This is a genomic window from Mycetocola sp. (assembly GCF_025464835.1).
Taxonomy (GTDB): Bacteria; Actinomycetota; Actinomycetes; order Actinomycetales; family Microbacteriaceae; genus Mycetocola_A.
This window is the reverse complement of sequence record NZ_JAODMP010000097.1, coordinates 18,413-33,984: the sequence shown is the minus strand read 5'-3', so window position 1 is coordinate 33,984 and position 15,572 is coordinate 18,413. Positions and strand designations below refer to the sequence as shown.

General features: G+C 64.3%; 14 protein-coding genes. 5 read left to right on the top strand and 9 right to left on the bottom strand.

What is annotated here, in order from left to right; translation table 11 throughout:
- Positions 1 to 16: 16 nt before the first annotated feature.
- Genes JWP90_RS12470 through JWP90_RS12455 form a run of 4 tightly spaced genes read right to left on the bottom strand, consistent with a single transcriptional unit; the run spans position 17 to position 3,523 of the window.
- Positions 17 to 787, bottom strand: coding sequence for a type 1 glutamine amidotransferase (locus tag JWP90_RS12470; RefSeq protein WP_297364731.1), 771 nt, complete (start codon positions 785 to 787; stop codon positions 17 to 19).
- Between the two features lie 2 nt (positions 788 to 789).
- Positions 790 to 1,533 carry an amino acid ABC transporter ATP-binding protein gene (locus JWP90_RS12465; RefSeq protein WP_297364728.1) on the bottom strand — a complete coding sequence of 248 codons (744 nt, stop codon included), beginning with the start codon at positions 1,531 to 1,533 and terminating at the stop codon, positions 790 to 792.
- A gap of 2 nt (positions 1,534 to 1,535) precedes the next feature.
- Entirely contained in the window at positions 1,536 to 2,645 is a 1,110-nt protein-coding gene (locus JWP90_RS12460) for an amino acid ABC transporter permease (RefSeq protein ID WP_297364725.1), read from the bottom strand.
- Positions 2,642 to 3,523 (bottom strand): ABC transporter substrate-binding protein, encoded by an 882-nt coding sequence (locus JWP90_RS12455; RefSeq protein ID WP_297364722.1) that lies wholly within the window; start codon positions 3,521 to 3,523, stop codon positions 2,642 to 2,644. The genes JWP90_RS12460 and JWP90_RS12455 overlap by 4 nt, the downstream gene beginning before the upstream one ends.
- 108 nt (positions 3,524 to 3,631) lie before the next feature.
- On the opposite strand from JWP90_RS12455, the gene JWP90_RS12450 reads away from it, so the two are divergent.
- Complete coding sequence (locus JWP90_RS12450) at positions 3,632 to 4,690, top strand: LacI family DNA-binding transcriptional regulator (protein WP_297364719.1); 1,059 nt, start codon at positions 3,632 to 3,634, stop codon at positions 4,688 to 4,690.
- Positions 4,691 to 4,772: 82 nt separating this feature from the next.
- Here JWP90_RS12450 and JWP90_RS12445 read toward each other — a convergent pair whose 3' ends face one another.
- The 3 genes from JWP90_RS12445 to JWP90_RS12435 form a co-directional block, all read right to left on the bottom strand.
- On the bottom strand, positions 4,773 to 6,104 hold the full coding sequence (locus JWP90_RS12445) for a hemolysin family protein (protein WP_297364716.1): 1,332 nt from the start codon (positions 6,102 to 6,104) through the stop codon (positions 4,773 to 4,775).
- Positions 6,105 to 6,153: 49 nt separating this feature from the next.
- Positions 6,154 to 7,170 (bottom strand): TerC family protein, encoded by a 1,017-nt coding sequence (locus tag JWP90_RS12440; protein ID WP_297364713.1) that lies wholly within the window; start codon positions 7,168 to 7,170, stop codon positions 6,154 to 6,156.
- 617 nt (positions 7,171 to 7,787) lie between these two features.
- Positions 7,788 to 9,197 carry a PLP-dependent aminotransferase family protein gene (locus JWP90_RS12435; protein ID WP_297364710.1) on the bottom strand — a complete coding sequence of 470 codons (1,410 nt, stop codon included), beginning with the start codon at positions 9,195 to 9,197 and terminating at the stop codon, positions 7,788 to 7,790.
- Here JWP90_RS12435 and JWP90_RS12430 point away from each other — a divergent pair.
- Positions 9,196 to 10,176: a DMT family transporter gene (locus JWP90_RS12430; RefSeq protein ID WP_297364707.1), complete on the top strand. Its 981-nt coding sequence runs from the start codon at positions 9,196 to 9,198 to the stop codon at positions 10,174 to 10,176. The genes JWP90_RS12435 and JWP90_RS12430 overlap by 2 nt on opposite strands.
- Here the strand turns inward: JWP90_RS12430 and JWP90_RS12425 are convergent.
- Positions 10,102 to 11,124 (bottom strand): DMT family transporter, encoded by a 1,023-nt coding sequence (locus JWP90_RS12425; RefSeq protein WP_297364704.1) that lies wholly within the window; start codon positions 11,122 to 11,124, stop codon positions 10,102 to 10,104. The two genes, JWP90_RS12430 and JWP90_RS12425, sit on opposite strands and share 75 nt — an antisense overlap.
- A gap of 72 nt (positions 11,125 to 11,196) precedes the next feature.
- Here JWP90_RS12425 and JWP90_RS12420 point away from each other — a divergent pair, with 72 nt between their 5' ends.
- The 3 genes from JWP90_RS12420 (at position 11,197) to JWP90_RS12410 (ending at position 14,013) form a co-directional block, all read left to right on the top strand.
- Positions 11,197 to 12,114 (top strand): LysR family transcriptional regulator, encoded by a 918-nt coding sequence (locus tag JWP90_RS12420; protein ID WP_297364701.1) that lies wholly within the window; start codon positions 11,197 to 11,199, stop codon positions 12,112 to 12,114.
- Between the two features lie 719 nt (positions 12,115 to 12,833).
- A complete protein-coding gene (locus tag JWP90_RS12415; RefSeq protein WP_297364698.1) occupies positions 12,834 to 13,226 on the top strand; it encodes a cupin domain-containing protein in 393 nt (130 codons plus the stop codon).
- Between the two features lie 229 nt (positions 13,227 to 13,455).
- On the top strand, positions 13,456 to 14,013 hold the full coding sequence (locus JWP90_RS12410; protein WP_297364695.1) for a dihydrofolate reductase family protein: 558 nt from the start codon (positions 13,456 to 13,458) through the stop codon (positions 14,011 to 14,013).
- 402 nt (positions 14,014 to 14,415) lie between these two features.
- On the opposite strand, the gene JWP90_RS12405 is transcribed toward JWP90_RS12410, so the two are convergent.
- Positions 14,416 to 15,234, bottom strand: a complete 819-nt coding sequence (locus JWP90_RS12405; RefSeq protein WP_297364692.1) for a hypothetical protein — start codon at positions 15,232 to 15,234, stop codon at positions 14,416 to 14,418.
- Positions 15,235 to 15,572: the final 338 nt, after the last annotated feature.

The following is a 15,572-nucleotide window of genomic DNA, read 5'->3' as shown; positions in this document are numbered from 1 at the left end:
CTCGCTCCAGATGGCGTCACGAGCGGCGCGCGTGCGAATCCAGTACTTCGCCTGCTGGCTCCGCCGACTGGTTAGCCGCGCTGACCACCAGTGACATCCAGCGGTCTGCCACAGTAGACCAGGTCTCGCGTAGCGACCCCTCGTGCTCGCGCATCCGCGCAACCACTTCGGCACTGGTGAGCCCGACCGAGCGCAGGTCCTCGCTGTCCTCGTGGGCCCACTCCTCGGCGGTCGCAGACAACGCCTCCAGGTGGAACTGCAGCCCCCAGGCCGCGATCCCGACCCGGAACGCCTGGTTCGGGCAGCGCGCACTGGAGCACAGCGACGCCACGCCCCGCGGAAGTTCGTGCACTTCCAGCGTGTGCCATTGCAGGGCCTGGAGCTGGCCGGCCAGCCCGCCCAGAAGCGGGTCGTTCTCGGCAGCTGCGGTGAGTGCCATCTCGGTGAGCCCGACCTCGGCGCCGTTGCGCACCGGGCCGACCACGCCGCCCGCGACGACGGCTAGGAGCTCGGCTCCGAGGCAGATTCCGAGAAACGGCACCTCGTTGTCCAGGCAGTGAGCGATCAACGTTCGCACTGACGGCAGCCACTCGGCGGCACCATCATCCGTCGGGCCCGGGGTTCCGCCCAGTACCACGACCCCCTGGTAGCCGGCGGCGGTCAACGGGATGTCACGGCCAGCCTCCGGGCCCACCACCTCAAGTTCTGCCCCGGTGGCAAGGATACGCTCACCCACCAGGCCGATGCCAGCGTTGGACTCGTGCTCCACGACTAATACTTTGGTCACTTTCAAAGCCTTCCCGCTTCAATAATCTTCTTGAGAAACGCTTGCGTGCGTTCGTGCTGCGGCGCTCCGAAGATGTCCGCCGGCCGTCCCTGTTCGAGCACGGTCCCTTCGTGGATGTACGCCACCGTGTCTGCCACCTCGCGCGCGAACGACATCTCATGCGTTGCCATGAGGATGGTGAGGCCGTCTGCGGCTAGGTCCCGCACGATGTTGAGCACCTCGGCGACGAGTTCAGGGTCGAGGGCAGAGGTAATCTCATCCAGCAGCAGCACCTCTGGGTTCATGGCGAGCGCCCGGACGATGGCGACGCGTTGCTGTTGCCCGCCCGACAACTGGTCAGGATAGGCGTCCACTTTTTCGGAGAGCCCGACGCGCGTGAGCAGGGCGATGGCCTGCTTCTCGGCATCCGCCCTCGGCATCCCCAGCACCCGGATTGGGGACAGAGTGACGTTCTGCAGCACGGTCATATGAGGGAACAGGTTGAAGCTTTGGAACACGATGCCGACCTTGCGGCGAAGCGAGTTAACGTCGATGCCCTCGCCGGAGACCACGTCACCATCCAGCCTGATGTCGCCGCCCTGTATGCCCTCGAGGGCGTTGACGCAACGGAGCAGCGTCGACTTTCCGCAGCCGGATGCGCCGATCAGGCACACCACCTGGTGCTTGGCCACATGCAAGGTGATGCCGCGCAGCACCGGGTTGGTGCCGTAGGACTTCTCGACGTCGTTCAGTTCTAAGAAGGCCATGACTACCCCTTGCTCAATTGGCGGCGTGCGTCGCGCTCCAGGAGCCGGTCGACGAAGCGGGTCTGCGGGATGGTGATGATGATGAACAGGATCGCGACCACCGTCACCGATGACAGGTTGAAGTAGTTGCTGGAGTAGATCTTCGCCTGCGTGAACGCGTCGACCGTACCGATGATGGTGACCAGTGCAGTGTCCTTCTGCAGCCCGATGAAGTCGTTCAGCAGCGGCGGGGTCACCTTGCGAACTGCCTGAGGCACGACTACGTGCCTCATGGTCTTGCCGTAGGAGAGTCCGAGTGAACGGGCGGCGGACACCTGGGACCAGTGGATGCCTTCGATGCCGGCCCGATATACCTCGGCTACGTAGGCGCCATAGGTGAGGGTGAGGGCGAGGACGGCGGACCACATCGGCCCCATCTCGCTGAGGATCGGCACACCAGCCAGGGGAAGGCCGAAGCCGACCAGGTAGATCACGATGATCGACGGGATGGCACGGAAGACGTCGACGTATGCGGTGGCCAGCCACCGCAGCGGCCGGCCGGCTTTGGAGGGCACCAGCCGGGCCAGCGCGATCACAAGCGCCCAGACGAGCACGAACGCCTCGGCGAGCAGGGCGATCTTGATGTTCTCCCCGAACGCCACGGTCACGTCGCCCACGCTTCGGGCCATGAACTGCGCGTCGAAAAATGTGGTCTGCACGGCATGGTCGTTGGCGAGCAGGAACATCGTGAAAGTGGCGATGAACACGAGCGGGAGGCACGAGCCGAGCGCGGTCCAGCCGGACTGGGCCGCGCGAGCACGAAACTTCCTGGCTGCGACGAGGTCGCCCGCCTGGGCTGCCGCCGTGCTGGCGGCCTGCTGCCGGAAACCGCCGATCAGGGGCCAGGCCGTGAGCATGGCCAGGATCACCACGACCAGGGTGGCGGCGCCTAGAGCGATCCTCCAGATGCCCGTCTCAGCAACAGTGATGGTTAGGTACGCAGCGAACCCGGTCATCCCGACGGTGAGCAGGCACAGCAGTGCCCCTGCCAGCAGCAGGGTCCGTGCCGTGCCCACCGGGGAGGGTTGCGCGACCCCGAGGGGCCGCGCAACCGCGGGTGTTTCAAGCGTCACTTGACTTCCCATACCGGGATGCTCGCCGGGTCAACCCCGTAGGCGTCCACCAGGTACGCCGCGCTCAGCTTGTCCAGGGTTCCATCGGCCTTCATCTCGGCAAGGATCTGATTGATGGTGTCGAGGTTGGGTGAGCCCTTCTCCATCATGATCCCGTAGGCCTCATCGGTGAGGATCTGGCCGACCACCTCGAGCTTGCCGCCCGACTTGGCCGCGGCGCCCAGCACGATGCTGAGGTCTTGGATGCCGGCCTCGACATTCCCGGCGAGGACCGCTGCCTGCATCTCGGAGTCTCCGGGGAAGACGGAGGCGGCCTTATTCGGCTTGATGATGTCGGCCACCAGCAGCTGCCCAACGGTGCCCTGCTTCACGCCAAGGTGACTGCTCGATAAGTTCGACTCGCTTACATCCGCCCCCGCCTTGACCAGCACGCCGGCCGTGGACTGGAAGTACGGGTCGGAGAAGTCCATGACCTTTCGGCGTTCCTCGGTGATGGTGATCTGGTTCAGTGACAGGTCCATGTCGCCGGCCTTGCCTGCGACGAGGCCGTCGAACGACGCCATCTGCAGCTTGACGTTGTCAATGCCGGCGCGGTGCGCGATGTTCACGAGCAGGCAGAAATCGAAGCCGCTCCGGATGTCTTCGACCGTGTCGCCGTTGTACCAGCCGGGGCTCGGCAGGTCGGCCTTCATCAGCAGGGTGCCGTCGGTTTTGGTCTCCAGAGTGTATTCGCCCTTGGTTCCGGTGAGTTCACAGTCACCGTATGAGGCGGGGTTTTCGTTCTCCTGAACTTCTCCTTCCGCCGATGCGCTGCATCCGTTCAGTAGGAGCGCTGCGATCACTGCAGCAGGGACGAGCAGTCGTCGGGTGTGCGTCATTGCATTCCTCTCATCAGACCTAAATCGTTTTAGGCGGCAGCTGATAGTATTCACCAGTCCCACCCAGCGTCAAGATGGGCGGTCGGCGGCAGGAGTGGGCGGAGCATAGTGAATACGGTTTCAAACAAGCAGGTCGGCATTCAGGATGTCGCGAAGGCCGCCGGCATCTCCACCGCGACCGTCTCGCAGGTTTACAACAACAAAGGTGAGGTCGCCGCCGCGACCAGGGAGCGTGTGCTCGAGGTGGGGTCGAAACTCGGCTACCGGCCGAACGCAATCGGCCAAGCGCTGCGCTCCGGCAAATCGCGGGTGATCGGTATCGTCGTCAGCTACCGCGACTCGGCGGTCTGGGAACAGACGTACATGCCGTACTACCGCAACATCATCGCCGGTGCCGCCATCGAGGCGGTGGAACACGGGTACTCGATCTCGGCCGCCGCCAGCAGCGCCGACGGTCGAATCGAAACCTACCTGCCGCTCGACGGAGTGATCGTTGTGGACCCGGTCCCCGGGGACCCAATCGTGGAGCAGAGCCTGAAGAACGGTCGCGCGGTGGTCACCGACGGTGGCTACCAGGCGAAACCGGGCGCCCAACTGGCCACCGTGCACGCCGATATGGCGCAGGCGATACCCGACATGTTGAACCACCTGGCCCGTCGGTCCCGCGAGGCGCCGTTACGACCCGCGCTGTTCGTCGGCCCGCGACTGGATGACTACACCGTCTCCACGATCGAGTCGTACCGGCACTGGTGCACGACCCACGGGGTGGCATCGCGGGTCGCATCGCTTGCTCCGGGTCAGGCGCCGACGGACGCCGCACGTGAACTCCTCGCCGCCTCCACGGACGAGGTGAACGCGGTGCACTGCCTCAACGAGACCTATTGCAACGCGATCACCACCGCGGCGGCCGAGCTGGGGCTCAGCATCCCGGGTGACCTGCAAGTGTCGGTCACCGGCAACTCGAAAGCTATCGGGGCCGACCCGCGCGTTGCCTACCTCAACATCGATCCGGTGGAGACTGGTGCCATCTGCGCCCGCACCCTGATCGCCATGCTTGAGGGGGACCCGGCCCAGAGTGTTGCGCAGGAGGTCACGCTGGTGCCCGCCGCCGACGCGACCGACCCAGCAGCGCCAGCTGCTCCAACTGCAGCACCAGCCACGGGCTGAACACGAATGGCGTGGCCGTGTCGGCCCCTGACCCGTCGAGACCGCCTCCTTTGCGCAAGCAGGTCCGCGGTGAACGACGGAGTCACGTGAGTGGAGGGTTGCCAGCATCGTTGGAAGCTGTCTGTTGGTCGCCTAGACCGTTACCTCCGGTCACCCGCGGCGTGATTCGGACTCCAGCGATGCGCCGGCGGTCCAGCGCGGTGACCTGGATGGTGGCTCCTGGCACGTCGACGGTGTCACCGACCACCGCGAGTCGCCCGAGCTGCTCCGTGATGAATCCGGCGATCGTGTCGGAAGATCCTCGAGGGATGGCCAGTCCCGTCAGCTCCTCGAAGTCTTGGAGGTTCAGTCGGCCGTCCACGACGCCGCCTGCCTCGGTGGGTTCGATGGCAGTGTCGTATTCGTCGAAGATCTCCCCGACCACCTCCTCGAGCAAGTCTTCGAGCGTGATGATCCCGTCAGTGCCGCCGTATTCGTCCACGACGACGGCGATGTGATGCCCGTCGGCGCGCATCCGGGTCAGCGTCGGAAGGACGCGGGCGGTGGACGGCAGATAGGGGATAGGACGGGCGAGTCGTTCAAGGGGCCGCTCGGGGTCTTCTGCTGCCGTCTCGAAGAGATCGCGGACGTGGATGAACCCGGTGATGTCATCGATCGACTTGTCGACGACTGGATAGCGGGAGAACGGTAGCTCGCGCACCTGCACGATGGCCTCCGCGAGGGTCGCGGTTTCGTCCAGGGCGACGACCTCCGGGCGCGGTCTCATGACCTCGGTGATCTGCCGTCCACGAAGGGACAGCACGTCGTCGAGGATCCGCCGCTCGTCGTCGGGTAGACCCTGGTGCGTTGCCACGATGTCACGGATTTCGTCGTCGCTCATCTCGTCGGCAGTCTTGTGCGGGTCGCCGCCCAAGAGGCGCACGAGCGCGTTCGTGGAGACGGACAGAAGCCAGATAACGGGCCGCATGACGATGGCGAATTTGTCGAGCACCGGAGCGGCCGCGTATGCGAACTGCGCGTTGCGTTGAATCGCGAGGCGCTTCGGCGCGAGCTCGCCGAGCACCAGTGAGAGGTAGGCGACGATCAGGGTCAGCAACAGTGTGGCCAGTGTGAGCGCGAGTTCGTCCGATACACCCCAAATCACGAACAGCGGGGCGACGGACGGCGCTATCGAGGTGGCCCCGTAGGCGGCCGAAGCGAAGCCGGCCACTGTCACGCCGATCTGCACCGCGGAGAGAAAGGTGTTGGGGTTGCGCGCGAGGCTCGCCACCTTCGCGCCACGGCGGCCCCGCGCGGCGATCGCGTTGATCTGACTCTCGCGCAGGGTCACCAGCGCCATCTCGGTCGCAGCGAAGACGCCGCCGACCAGCACGAACACGATGACGAGGGCGATGTTCCAGAGGAGGTCGCTCATCAGCGGGAACCGTCGGAGTCAAAGGCTGATCCGGTACAGCGCTGACGTGTCAAGAAAGTTCTTTCTGTGTCTCGTTGGTCGCTTGGAGGAGGTCGTCGTCGCGGCGATCGCCACGGGTCTTCAGCAGGCTGGCGACGGTCGCCACGGCGATCGTCGCGCCGATGAAGACCAGCGAGAACCAGATGGGGATCTCGGGAGCCCAGAGCATCGGCTCGCCGCCGTTGATGAACGGCAGCTCGTTGACGTGCATAGCGTGCAGAACCAGCTTCACCCCGATGAACGCGAGGATGACCGCGAGTCCCTGTGCAAGGTAGACCAAGCGCTCGAGCAAGCCGCCAATGAGGAAGAAGAGCTGGCGCAAGCCCATCAGCGCGAAGGCGTTGGCCGTGAAGACGATGTATGCCTCCTCGGTCAGACCGTAGATCGCGGGGATCGAGTCGACGGCGAAGATGAGGTCGACGAAGCCGATGGCGATGATCGTCAGCAGCATCGGGGTGACGAAGCGGCGGCCGTTCTTGCGTACCGTCAGGCGATCCTCGTGGTACTCGTCAGTCACCGCGAGGTGACGACGGACGAAGGTCATGAACTTGCCGTTCGCGGGGTTGGACTCGCCGTGCGCGAAAGCCTGGCGGTAGGCCAGCACCAGCAGCAGCGCGCCAAAGAGGTAGAACACCCACGAGAAGTTCGCAATGAGGGTGGCGCCGACGGCAATGAAGATCCCGCGGAGCACCAGCGCGATCACAATGCCGATCATCAGCACCTTCTGCTGGTAGATCTTCGGCACTGCGAAACCGGTCATCACAAGGAGGAAGACGAACAGGTTGTCGATCGACAGCGCCTTCTCGGTGAGATAGCCGGCGAAGTACTCCCCGCCATACGTCCATCCCGAAACGACGCCGATCCCGACCCCGAACAGGAGCGCGAGTCCGATATAAAAGGCCGACCAGCGCGCGGACTCCGCGATCGTCGGCTCATGCGGCTTGCGCACGTGCGCGAAGAACTCGTACACGAAGAACGCGATCGTGACCGCAATGGTGATGACCCAGATGAGTGGGGTGATGTTCAATGGTGGCTCCAGAGTAGGCGTGACTGATCGACACCAAAGTCTTCTCCATCCCTGCGATGAGGGACCGGTGACCCGGGATGCGAACGCATCCGTAGTGACGAGTCGGCCGATTCGGAGTACTCCCCTTGGACTAGAGATATTACGGGAGCCCGGAGGACCGTTCCTGAGAAATCCCCGTATAGCCGGTCCGTGGGCATGCAGGCGGCCTGCTGCAGATTGAATCAAGAACCGGGGTTCCGGCATCCACTGTCTCTGCGGTTTCGGTCCGTGAAGGCGACGGGATTCGATTCCGGCGAGCGTTCCCGCTGAGGGGTTCCGCGTGGCACGAGGGGATCGGTCGAAGGTGAGACCAGGGCGCCGACAGATTCGTGTCTGTAGACGTCGGGTTCCGGCCTTCAATATGACGGCTCGGATGGCCGCCTTGTGTCTGTAGACGATGATCTGCGCGTGCCGAAGTCTCGCAGGTCAAACAATGCGCTGCCCCTCGCCTCTCTTCGCTGTCCGACGCGATCCACACAGCGGCGGTATCGGGGCACGCAGGCATACTCATCGTCCTTTGAGGGCTTGCTTTGTGGTGGACGGTTTGTCCAATCGAGGACGGGAAAGCGGGCGACCTTTCAGCTCGCTCGCTCGAGGGCGCGGCCGATGACACGGGCGGCGTCAGGGAACGCTCCTGGGTTCGCGCCGGCGTAGTTGAGACGGATGAACGGCCCCGCCGGTTCGGCGGGGAACCACTCGATTCCGGACGCGATGAGGACGTTCTGGTCCTCGCACTGGCGGACCAGCGTGGGAAGGTCGGTGGTATCGGGGAGTCGGAGCCAGAGGTTCAGGCCGCCAGGCGGGATGGCGGTGAGGTGAGCGAGCGCTGCGTGCTCACCCATGCTGTCGATGAGAAGATCTCGGCGGGAGCGGAGCTGCTGGCGGAGCCCTCGGAGGTGGCTGTGCCATCCGGGTTGGGTGATGATGTCGAGGGCTGCCGCTTGGAGGATGCCGCTGACGTACATTGACGCGGCTCCCCGATCGGCGAGGATGCGTTCGCGTGCCGGTCCACGGGCGATGATCGCGGCGATCCTGATGGCGGGCGACACACTTTTGGTGAGAGAGCGAATATAGACGACGTGACCGGCGTCGTCGTGCGCGGCCACCGGGGTAGAAGTCGAGGTGATTCCGAAGTCGTGGGCCCAGTCGTCTTCAATCAGGAAGGCACCGTTCGATTGGACGACTTCGAGGATGCGAAGCGCGGTCTCGCGGGGCCATTGCGCGCCGGTGGGGTTGGCATAGTTCGGTTGGGCATAGAACGCGCGGGCTCCGGTCTCCTCGAACGCCCGTGCCAACTCGGTGGGGTCCGGACCGATCGGGCCGGAGGGGATGGGAATGACGCGAACGCCGGCTTGGGCTGCCGCGGTGATTGCGCCCCAGTAGCTGGGTGATTCCATGAGAAGCGGCTGGCCCGCGGTGACCAGGGCGCGGAATATCGAGCTGAGCCCGCTTTGGCTTCCGGGGAGGACGATGACGTCGCTCGCGGTCGGCGGGGTGACCCCGACGGGGACCGCTGCGGCGAGTTCGGAAGCGAACCAGGACTGAAGCTCGGGAAGCCCGGAGGCCGGGGAGCGTGAGAGAGCGGCATCACTACGGGCGGCCCGGCCCAAGGCGGCGCGGATGAGCCGTTCCGGCAACAGCTCACGGTCTGGGTAGCCGGAATGGAGGGCGATGGCGCCGTGTGGGGTGCTGCGCATGGTGGTTGAGGATGACGGGATCCGGTTCAACGGTGATCCGAGCGCAGCTGTCTGCCAGCCGTAATCGAGCGGCCGGGCCGTACGAATCGCCCGAACGAAGGTGCCTACGCCCGGTCGGCTCTCGATGAGCCCCTCTGACGTTAAAGCTCGCAGCGCTTTCTGCACGGTCACCGGACTTGCGCCGTGGGTCGCGACGAGCTCCCGGGTTGAGGGCAGCTTCGCTCCGGGCGGAGCGGACGCGATCCAGTCCCGAAGAGTTGCAGTGATCCTCGAACTGCTATCGTTGTTCATGAGTCCCAACAGTAGCGCTACTCTTCAAATGCGGCCCGTGATATCGCCATCTCGTCTGGGCCTGGCCTGGGGTTTCGTGGGGATTCTGGCGTTCTCATTCACCGTGCCTTTCACTCGAGTCGCGGTCGGTGGGATGTCGCCCCTGTTCATCGGGTCGGGCCGCGCCGTGATCGCCGCCGCTCTGGCAGCCGCGGCCCTTGCACTGTTCAAGCAGCCGCGCCCGCGCGGAATCCAGTGGGTGCGCTTAGCGGTCGTCGCCGGTGGAGTGGTTGTCGGATTCCCCCTGCTGACGTCTTTCGCGCTCACCACGGCCCCCGCAAGCCGCGGCGCCGTTCTCATTGCACTCCTTCCCGCCGCGACGGCGGTGATGGCTGTGATCCGGGCGAAGGAGCGACCGCCGGCGTCTTTCTGGATGATGGCGGTGATCGGTGCCGCTGCCGCGATTGTCTTCGCTGCCTTGCAGGGCGGCGGATTCGCGCAGCTCGCACTGTCGGACCTCTTGCTGTTCGGTGCCGTCGTCGCCGCAGCGATCGGGTATGCAGAGGGCGGTCTCCTTGCTCGCGAACTCGGATCCTGGCAGACCGTGTCCTGGGCGCTCGTGATCGCGGCACCGCTGATGGTGATCCTCACCGTCATCGCCTCCGTGCAACAACCGCCGACCGGCACCCCGATCCAGTGGGCCGCATTCGCCTACCTTGCCGCGGTGAGCATGTTCCTCGGCTTCTTCGCCTGGTATCGCGGCCTCGCGATCGGGCCGATGGCACAGGTCAGCCAAGTGCAACTCATCCAACCGGTCCTCAGCATCATGTGGGCAGCCCTGCTGCTGCGCGAGGAACTGCTCTGGTCGACAATCCTCGGGGGGATCGCGGTGATACTCTGCGCGGGTATCGCGGTGCGGGCGCGCCTAACCCGTCCGACCCTCATCCCGTCGGGCATCCCCACACGTGGCCGCGACGATACAGGAGGTGGCAAAGGATGAGGCATGACGGCTGTCCGACACCGCTGCCGGCCGTTCAGGCGCGGCCGGGCGGACGGCAAGGCGGTGGCGCTGTTCGACGGAACGGCCCCAGGCTGTTCCGGCGAGGATGAGGGCGATCCCGAAGTACCCCAGAGGTGCTATCGCGTCTTGAGCGATGGCGATTCCGACGAGTGCGGCCCAGATCGGCTCGGTCCCTAGAAGAAGGCTCACTCTCGAGGGCGATGTTCGCCGGACGGCCCAGGTCTGCACAAAGAAGGCGAAAACGGTGCACGCAAGGACGAGGTAGAGCAAGAGCGCTCCACGGTCGGGGTCGAGCTGTTCCGCAAAGTGCGGGACCGACTCTCCATAGAACAGAGACGTCGCCCAGAAGAGTGCCGCACATGTGACCAGTTGAACCGACGTGAGGTGAAGCGAGTCCATCGGCTCGCCGCTAGACAGCTTATGCATCGACGTGACATGGACGGCCCGAAGGACGGCGGCCACGAGAATGAGCAGATCCCCGAGCGTCAGCGGGTGAGATGCGCCGTTGCCGGTAAGAAGCGCGACCCCGGCCACGGCGATCCCGGCGGCGAGGAAAAACCGGCGTGGTAGGCGCCGCTTGGACACCACGGCATCAAGAATGGGAGTGAACACGATCGTCAGGCTGATGATGAGGCCGGCGTTCGTGGCCGACGTGTGGGCTATCCCGAAAGTCTCGAAAGCGAACACGCCGCCCAGAAGGATGCCGAGTATTACGCCGACACGTACTTCCGCTTTCGTCACTCGGTTGCGCCGAGCGGCCACTATTGCAGCCATGATGACCGCCGCGAGCAGCATGCGCAGTGCCAGGAGCGCGACCACGGAGTTCGGGGAGACCAATTCCTTAGCTACGAGGTAGGTCGATCCCCACGAGGCCGCGACCAAAAGCAGAATCAGGTCAACACGGGACGCGGTAAGGGGGGAAGTCACCTGTTCATCCTCTGGGCTGCCGAACCACCCCACAAGAGAGTAGTTTCATCGCCAATGGTTTAGTTTCAACTCATGGAACTTGGTCAACTGCGGGCGCTGAGAGAATTAGCGGACCGGGGCAGTCTCGCTGCGGTAGCTGCGGCTCTGCACGTCACACCCTCGTCTGTGTCACAGCAGATCAGCGCATTACAACGCCACTCCCTGGCACCGTTGACTTTCAAGGACGGACGACGAACGGCCCTCACCGACGCCGGGCGAGCACTAGCCGCCGCGGCGATCGAGGTCGAAGTGGCACTTCAACGTGCCGAACAGGCAGTCGCGGGCTTCCAAAGCGACCGATCAGGTGCCGTGTCTGTGGCAGCTTTCCATAGCGCCGGGCTAGCAATCTTCGGTCCTCTGATCACCGCGCTGGACGATCCACGTCAGCCGGACGTCAGATTGACCGATTTCGATGTGGCTCAACACAGCTTCCCAGCCCTCACCGCAGATCACGATCTGGTGCTCGCACACAGACTCGTCGGCAGCCCACCGTGGCCAGCGACAGTGAGCGCCGAACCAGTCCTGTTCGAGCCTCTCGACATCGCCATGCGCCGGGACCACCAGTTGGCATCCAAATCCTCAATCGAACCCGCAGACCTGCACGGCGAGACATGGGTAACCGTGCAGGAAGGCTTCCCGCTTGAGCAAGCCATCACCGTAATCGCGGGGATCGGCGGCAACGAGGCACGGGTCTTGCATCGCATCAACGAGTTCTCCGTCGCCGCCGCTGTGGTCGCCGCAAGTGGCTGCATCGCGCTGATGCCGAGGTTCACGACCGATCTGCGCCACCACCCGGAACTGATCCTGCGACCGCTGTCCCGCCCCGAGCTCGGCCGATACATCGACTGCCTCGCCCGACCGGAAACGCTAGAGCGAATCAACGTAAAGACAGTGCTGGCCCATATCTCGACCATCGCGAAGGGGCTCATCGAGCGCCCACCTGCGGACTAGGCGTTCCGCTGAGGGTTCCCGTTCGGTCACGAGCCGTTACGCCTTGCTCGCTGCCGCTCCTGGCCGTTGCCCTCAGCCTATGACCGGAGTGACCCCTTGCATCGTCGTATGTACATCCATGAACTCGGGCATTGCGAACCACCCTTCCGGAGGCTATTCACCCGCTATCGGCTCGGCCGCAAGGAACGCATCTGCGGCGGGTTCCCCGACCTCTGGAACAGACCAGACGGCGGCGGGTGCGAGAACGCTGGCGCGGTGTCAGCTTCTCGAATCTCATCGGCGAGCCGGCGGATGTGAGCGAGCGTCACGCCATTGACGTCTGGGTTGTACGGGCGTATTACTTATCTTGACGCGGCGTGTGCCCGCGACGGTCAGCGGGTTCTCCGCACCGATCTCCGTCCCGTATAAGTGTCGCGTAACAAGTCTGATGCGTGAGGCGGGTGAGGTTGTGGTCCGGTTTCCAGCGGCTGTTCTCAGCAGGGGCATGTGGCGAAGCACGACGATGAGGCCACTGCTATCGATATTGGCCAGTCCTCCGGAGCCGACACGGGACCGGTGCGGGTGCGGCTCGGGGAGCCGAGGAGCCGACGACAGGTCAGGCCGAAAGACTGCGACATCGCGGTGGTCGAGGGTGGCGTGGCCATCGGTCACGGCCTCTTCTTCGATCAGTTGAAGTTCATGAGCAGCTGGGGCCGTCCCAGCAGGATCCGGTCCAGAAGATGGACATAGAGGAAGGGAAAGCAGTCATGCCAGGAGCAGAAGCTCGCTCGTTCGATTCGCCGGACGAGCAACGAACACCTCCGAAGACGAAAGTAGACCTAGTCAGGTTCGAGGGCGCGACGGTCGGCCGCTACACGTTCGAGCCTGGTTGGCGTTGGTCCGAGGCTGTAAAGCCTCTGGTAGGCACCGACACCTGCCAGCTGCGGCACGTCGGTGTGGTCTTGGCCGGACGCATTCATATCGCGTACAGCGACGGCGCTGAGAGTGAGGCAGGCGCAGGGGATGCGTTCCTGATCCCACCGGGACATGACGCGTGGGTGGTGGGCGAGGAGACCTACGTTTCCTATGAGTTCGAGTCCAGGTCGGCCGAGGAATTCGCCAGAGGGTCCTGACACCCGGGAGGCTGACGTCTTCCGGCGAGATAGCGTGGCGGCGCTCGAAGCGAAAGCCCCTCGGCTCCTGTCTCGAGCACGCACGTCATATCCGGCTGGGCTAGGGCACGGACGCATCGCGGTGGTCTGCCGTGTTCGGGCGCTCATTCCCGAGGTAGATCTCAGAACCAACCCAGTCGGAGTACGATCCCGGTGAAACGCTCCGTGTGTGGATCAAGGGAGGAACCCGATGAGACCACTTCGATACTCGATCAACGTCACGCTCGACGGCTGCTGTCATCACGAGGCAGGGCTTCCTCCGGACGAGGAGTCGATGCGTTTCTGGACCGCTGAGATGGAGCGAGCCGACGCCCTGCTGTTCGGCCGGGTGACCTACGAGATGATGCGCTCGGCGTGGCGGAGGTCGGCCACCGGCTCGTGGCCAGACTGGATGGATGAATGGGAGATCCCGTTCGCTGAGACCATCGACCGGGCGAAGAAGTACGTCGTCTCGAGCACGCTGAGCGGGGTCGATTGGAATGCTGAGCTGTTGCAAGGCGACTTGGCGCACGCGGTTCAGCGGCTCAAGCAGGACTCAGGCGAGGGTCTCTGGGTCGGTGGCGTGACGCTTCCCCTGGCGTTGGCAGATCTGGGACTGATCGACGAGTACGAGTTCCTAGTGCAGCCGGTCCTGGCCGGACACGGCCCGACATTGCTCGCCGGTCTACACGAGCGCATCCAGCTCGAGCTCGTGGAACGCCATGAGTTCCGCTCGGGGGCGGTCGCCATGCGATACCGGCCCACGTGAGTAACCGCCGTGAACTGATTTGTCCGTGCACGAACGCAGGGGTTTTCTATCACCACGTTCACGATGCCGATCGTTGGAGCGGTCGCCGAACAGTTCCCTGAGAGCAGAGCGGTATGAGGGAGGATCGGCTTTGTCGATTGTGTGTCCCTTTGTGGCGCTGATCGGATCGTCGGACAGCAGGCTTACGAGCCCACGAGGTCATCCTCGCTCGCCCGACGGAGAATGAAACCCCCGACGTCGTGTTGAGCGATACGGGAAGCTGCATGGTAGCGATCACCCTCCTCGTCGTTCATGGTGTCGACGGCGCTCCTAGACCTGGATACGCCGAAAGTGTCCGCCGAAGAGGGAACAGATTGACACGTCGGGGTCTGGAACTCCGTGGAATCATCGCGAGTGGTGACGTCAGTAGTTGCGGTTGAGACCGTCGCCGTCCCAGGTCAGATCGGCACCGATGTGAATCGGCAGTACCTCGAGACTCGGCGTCAGCACAAGTTCGCGGATGAGCGCCGCTGTTCCTGCCACGAGCGTCGAGTCGAAGTCGATCTCGCTGGCGAGCACCCACGAGTGATCGTCAGGCCACAGGATGCTGGGTGACTGCGCCCCCACGTCCTCATCGACCCAGGGTGCACGGTCAGGCCAAGCAGCGTCTGCGAAGTCATTCGCGCCCGCCTCGAAGAGGATGTAGTGCCGCCCGGTGTCTCCGAGCAGATCGAGTCGAGGACCGGCGGCCATCCGGTCGCCCCATCCTTCCCAGATCGCCGCGATGCCAGCATCCGGAGTTGTTGTGTGGCGGGCGAGAACGGCGGCCGCTGCGGCAAGCGACGCGGAGTCCAAACAGCCCTCGGGGGCGTCGCTGTACCGCCAGCCTTCTGCGTCGACAGTGCCGTTGACATTTCCATACTCCCGCCGCGCGAGTCGAGCGAACTGCGCCTCACCGTGCCTGGTGGTACCGAAGGATGCCGCGACTTCCGCCCACGTGACGCGTTGTGTCTCAAGCGATGCCCGGATGTCATCGACTCCGTCGAAGTGCGTCGTGACATCGACGCCGTGCCAGGTGTTGGTATCACGCGGGCGGTCCCGCTCCACGGGATGAAACACGCGCGCGTACGCCTCGAAGCCGCGAGGCACAACCGACAGAATGCTGGTGAACGGCTCAGCCTCCATCGGTCGCAGCCACTCGCCTCGGGTGACATCCGGGACCCACTCAAATCGCTCTGACATGGAGCTATCCTCCACTATCCGGTAGCAGGGGCTTAGGGCGGGACTCACACCCGGCGCGTCCCCGTTTGGGTCTGATGACAGTAGCCGTACTTACTGGCTACGCTCAGCGAATGAGACGCACTCACGCAGGGGCCGTCGTCTTCGACTGTGACCAAGCAGTTCCCGTCAGGAGAATCGTTCCGAGCAACGATGCGCTGCCTTTGTCGGTCGAGATCGGCGACGGACGCGTAGCGCTTGCCGCTGATCCGGGATGGGGCTCTGGACAGTGAAGGTAGCCGAGAAGCTATGGTTCGCAGCGACGAGACGCCATCGATATCAGGAAGGCATCTCCCGGGCGA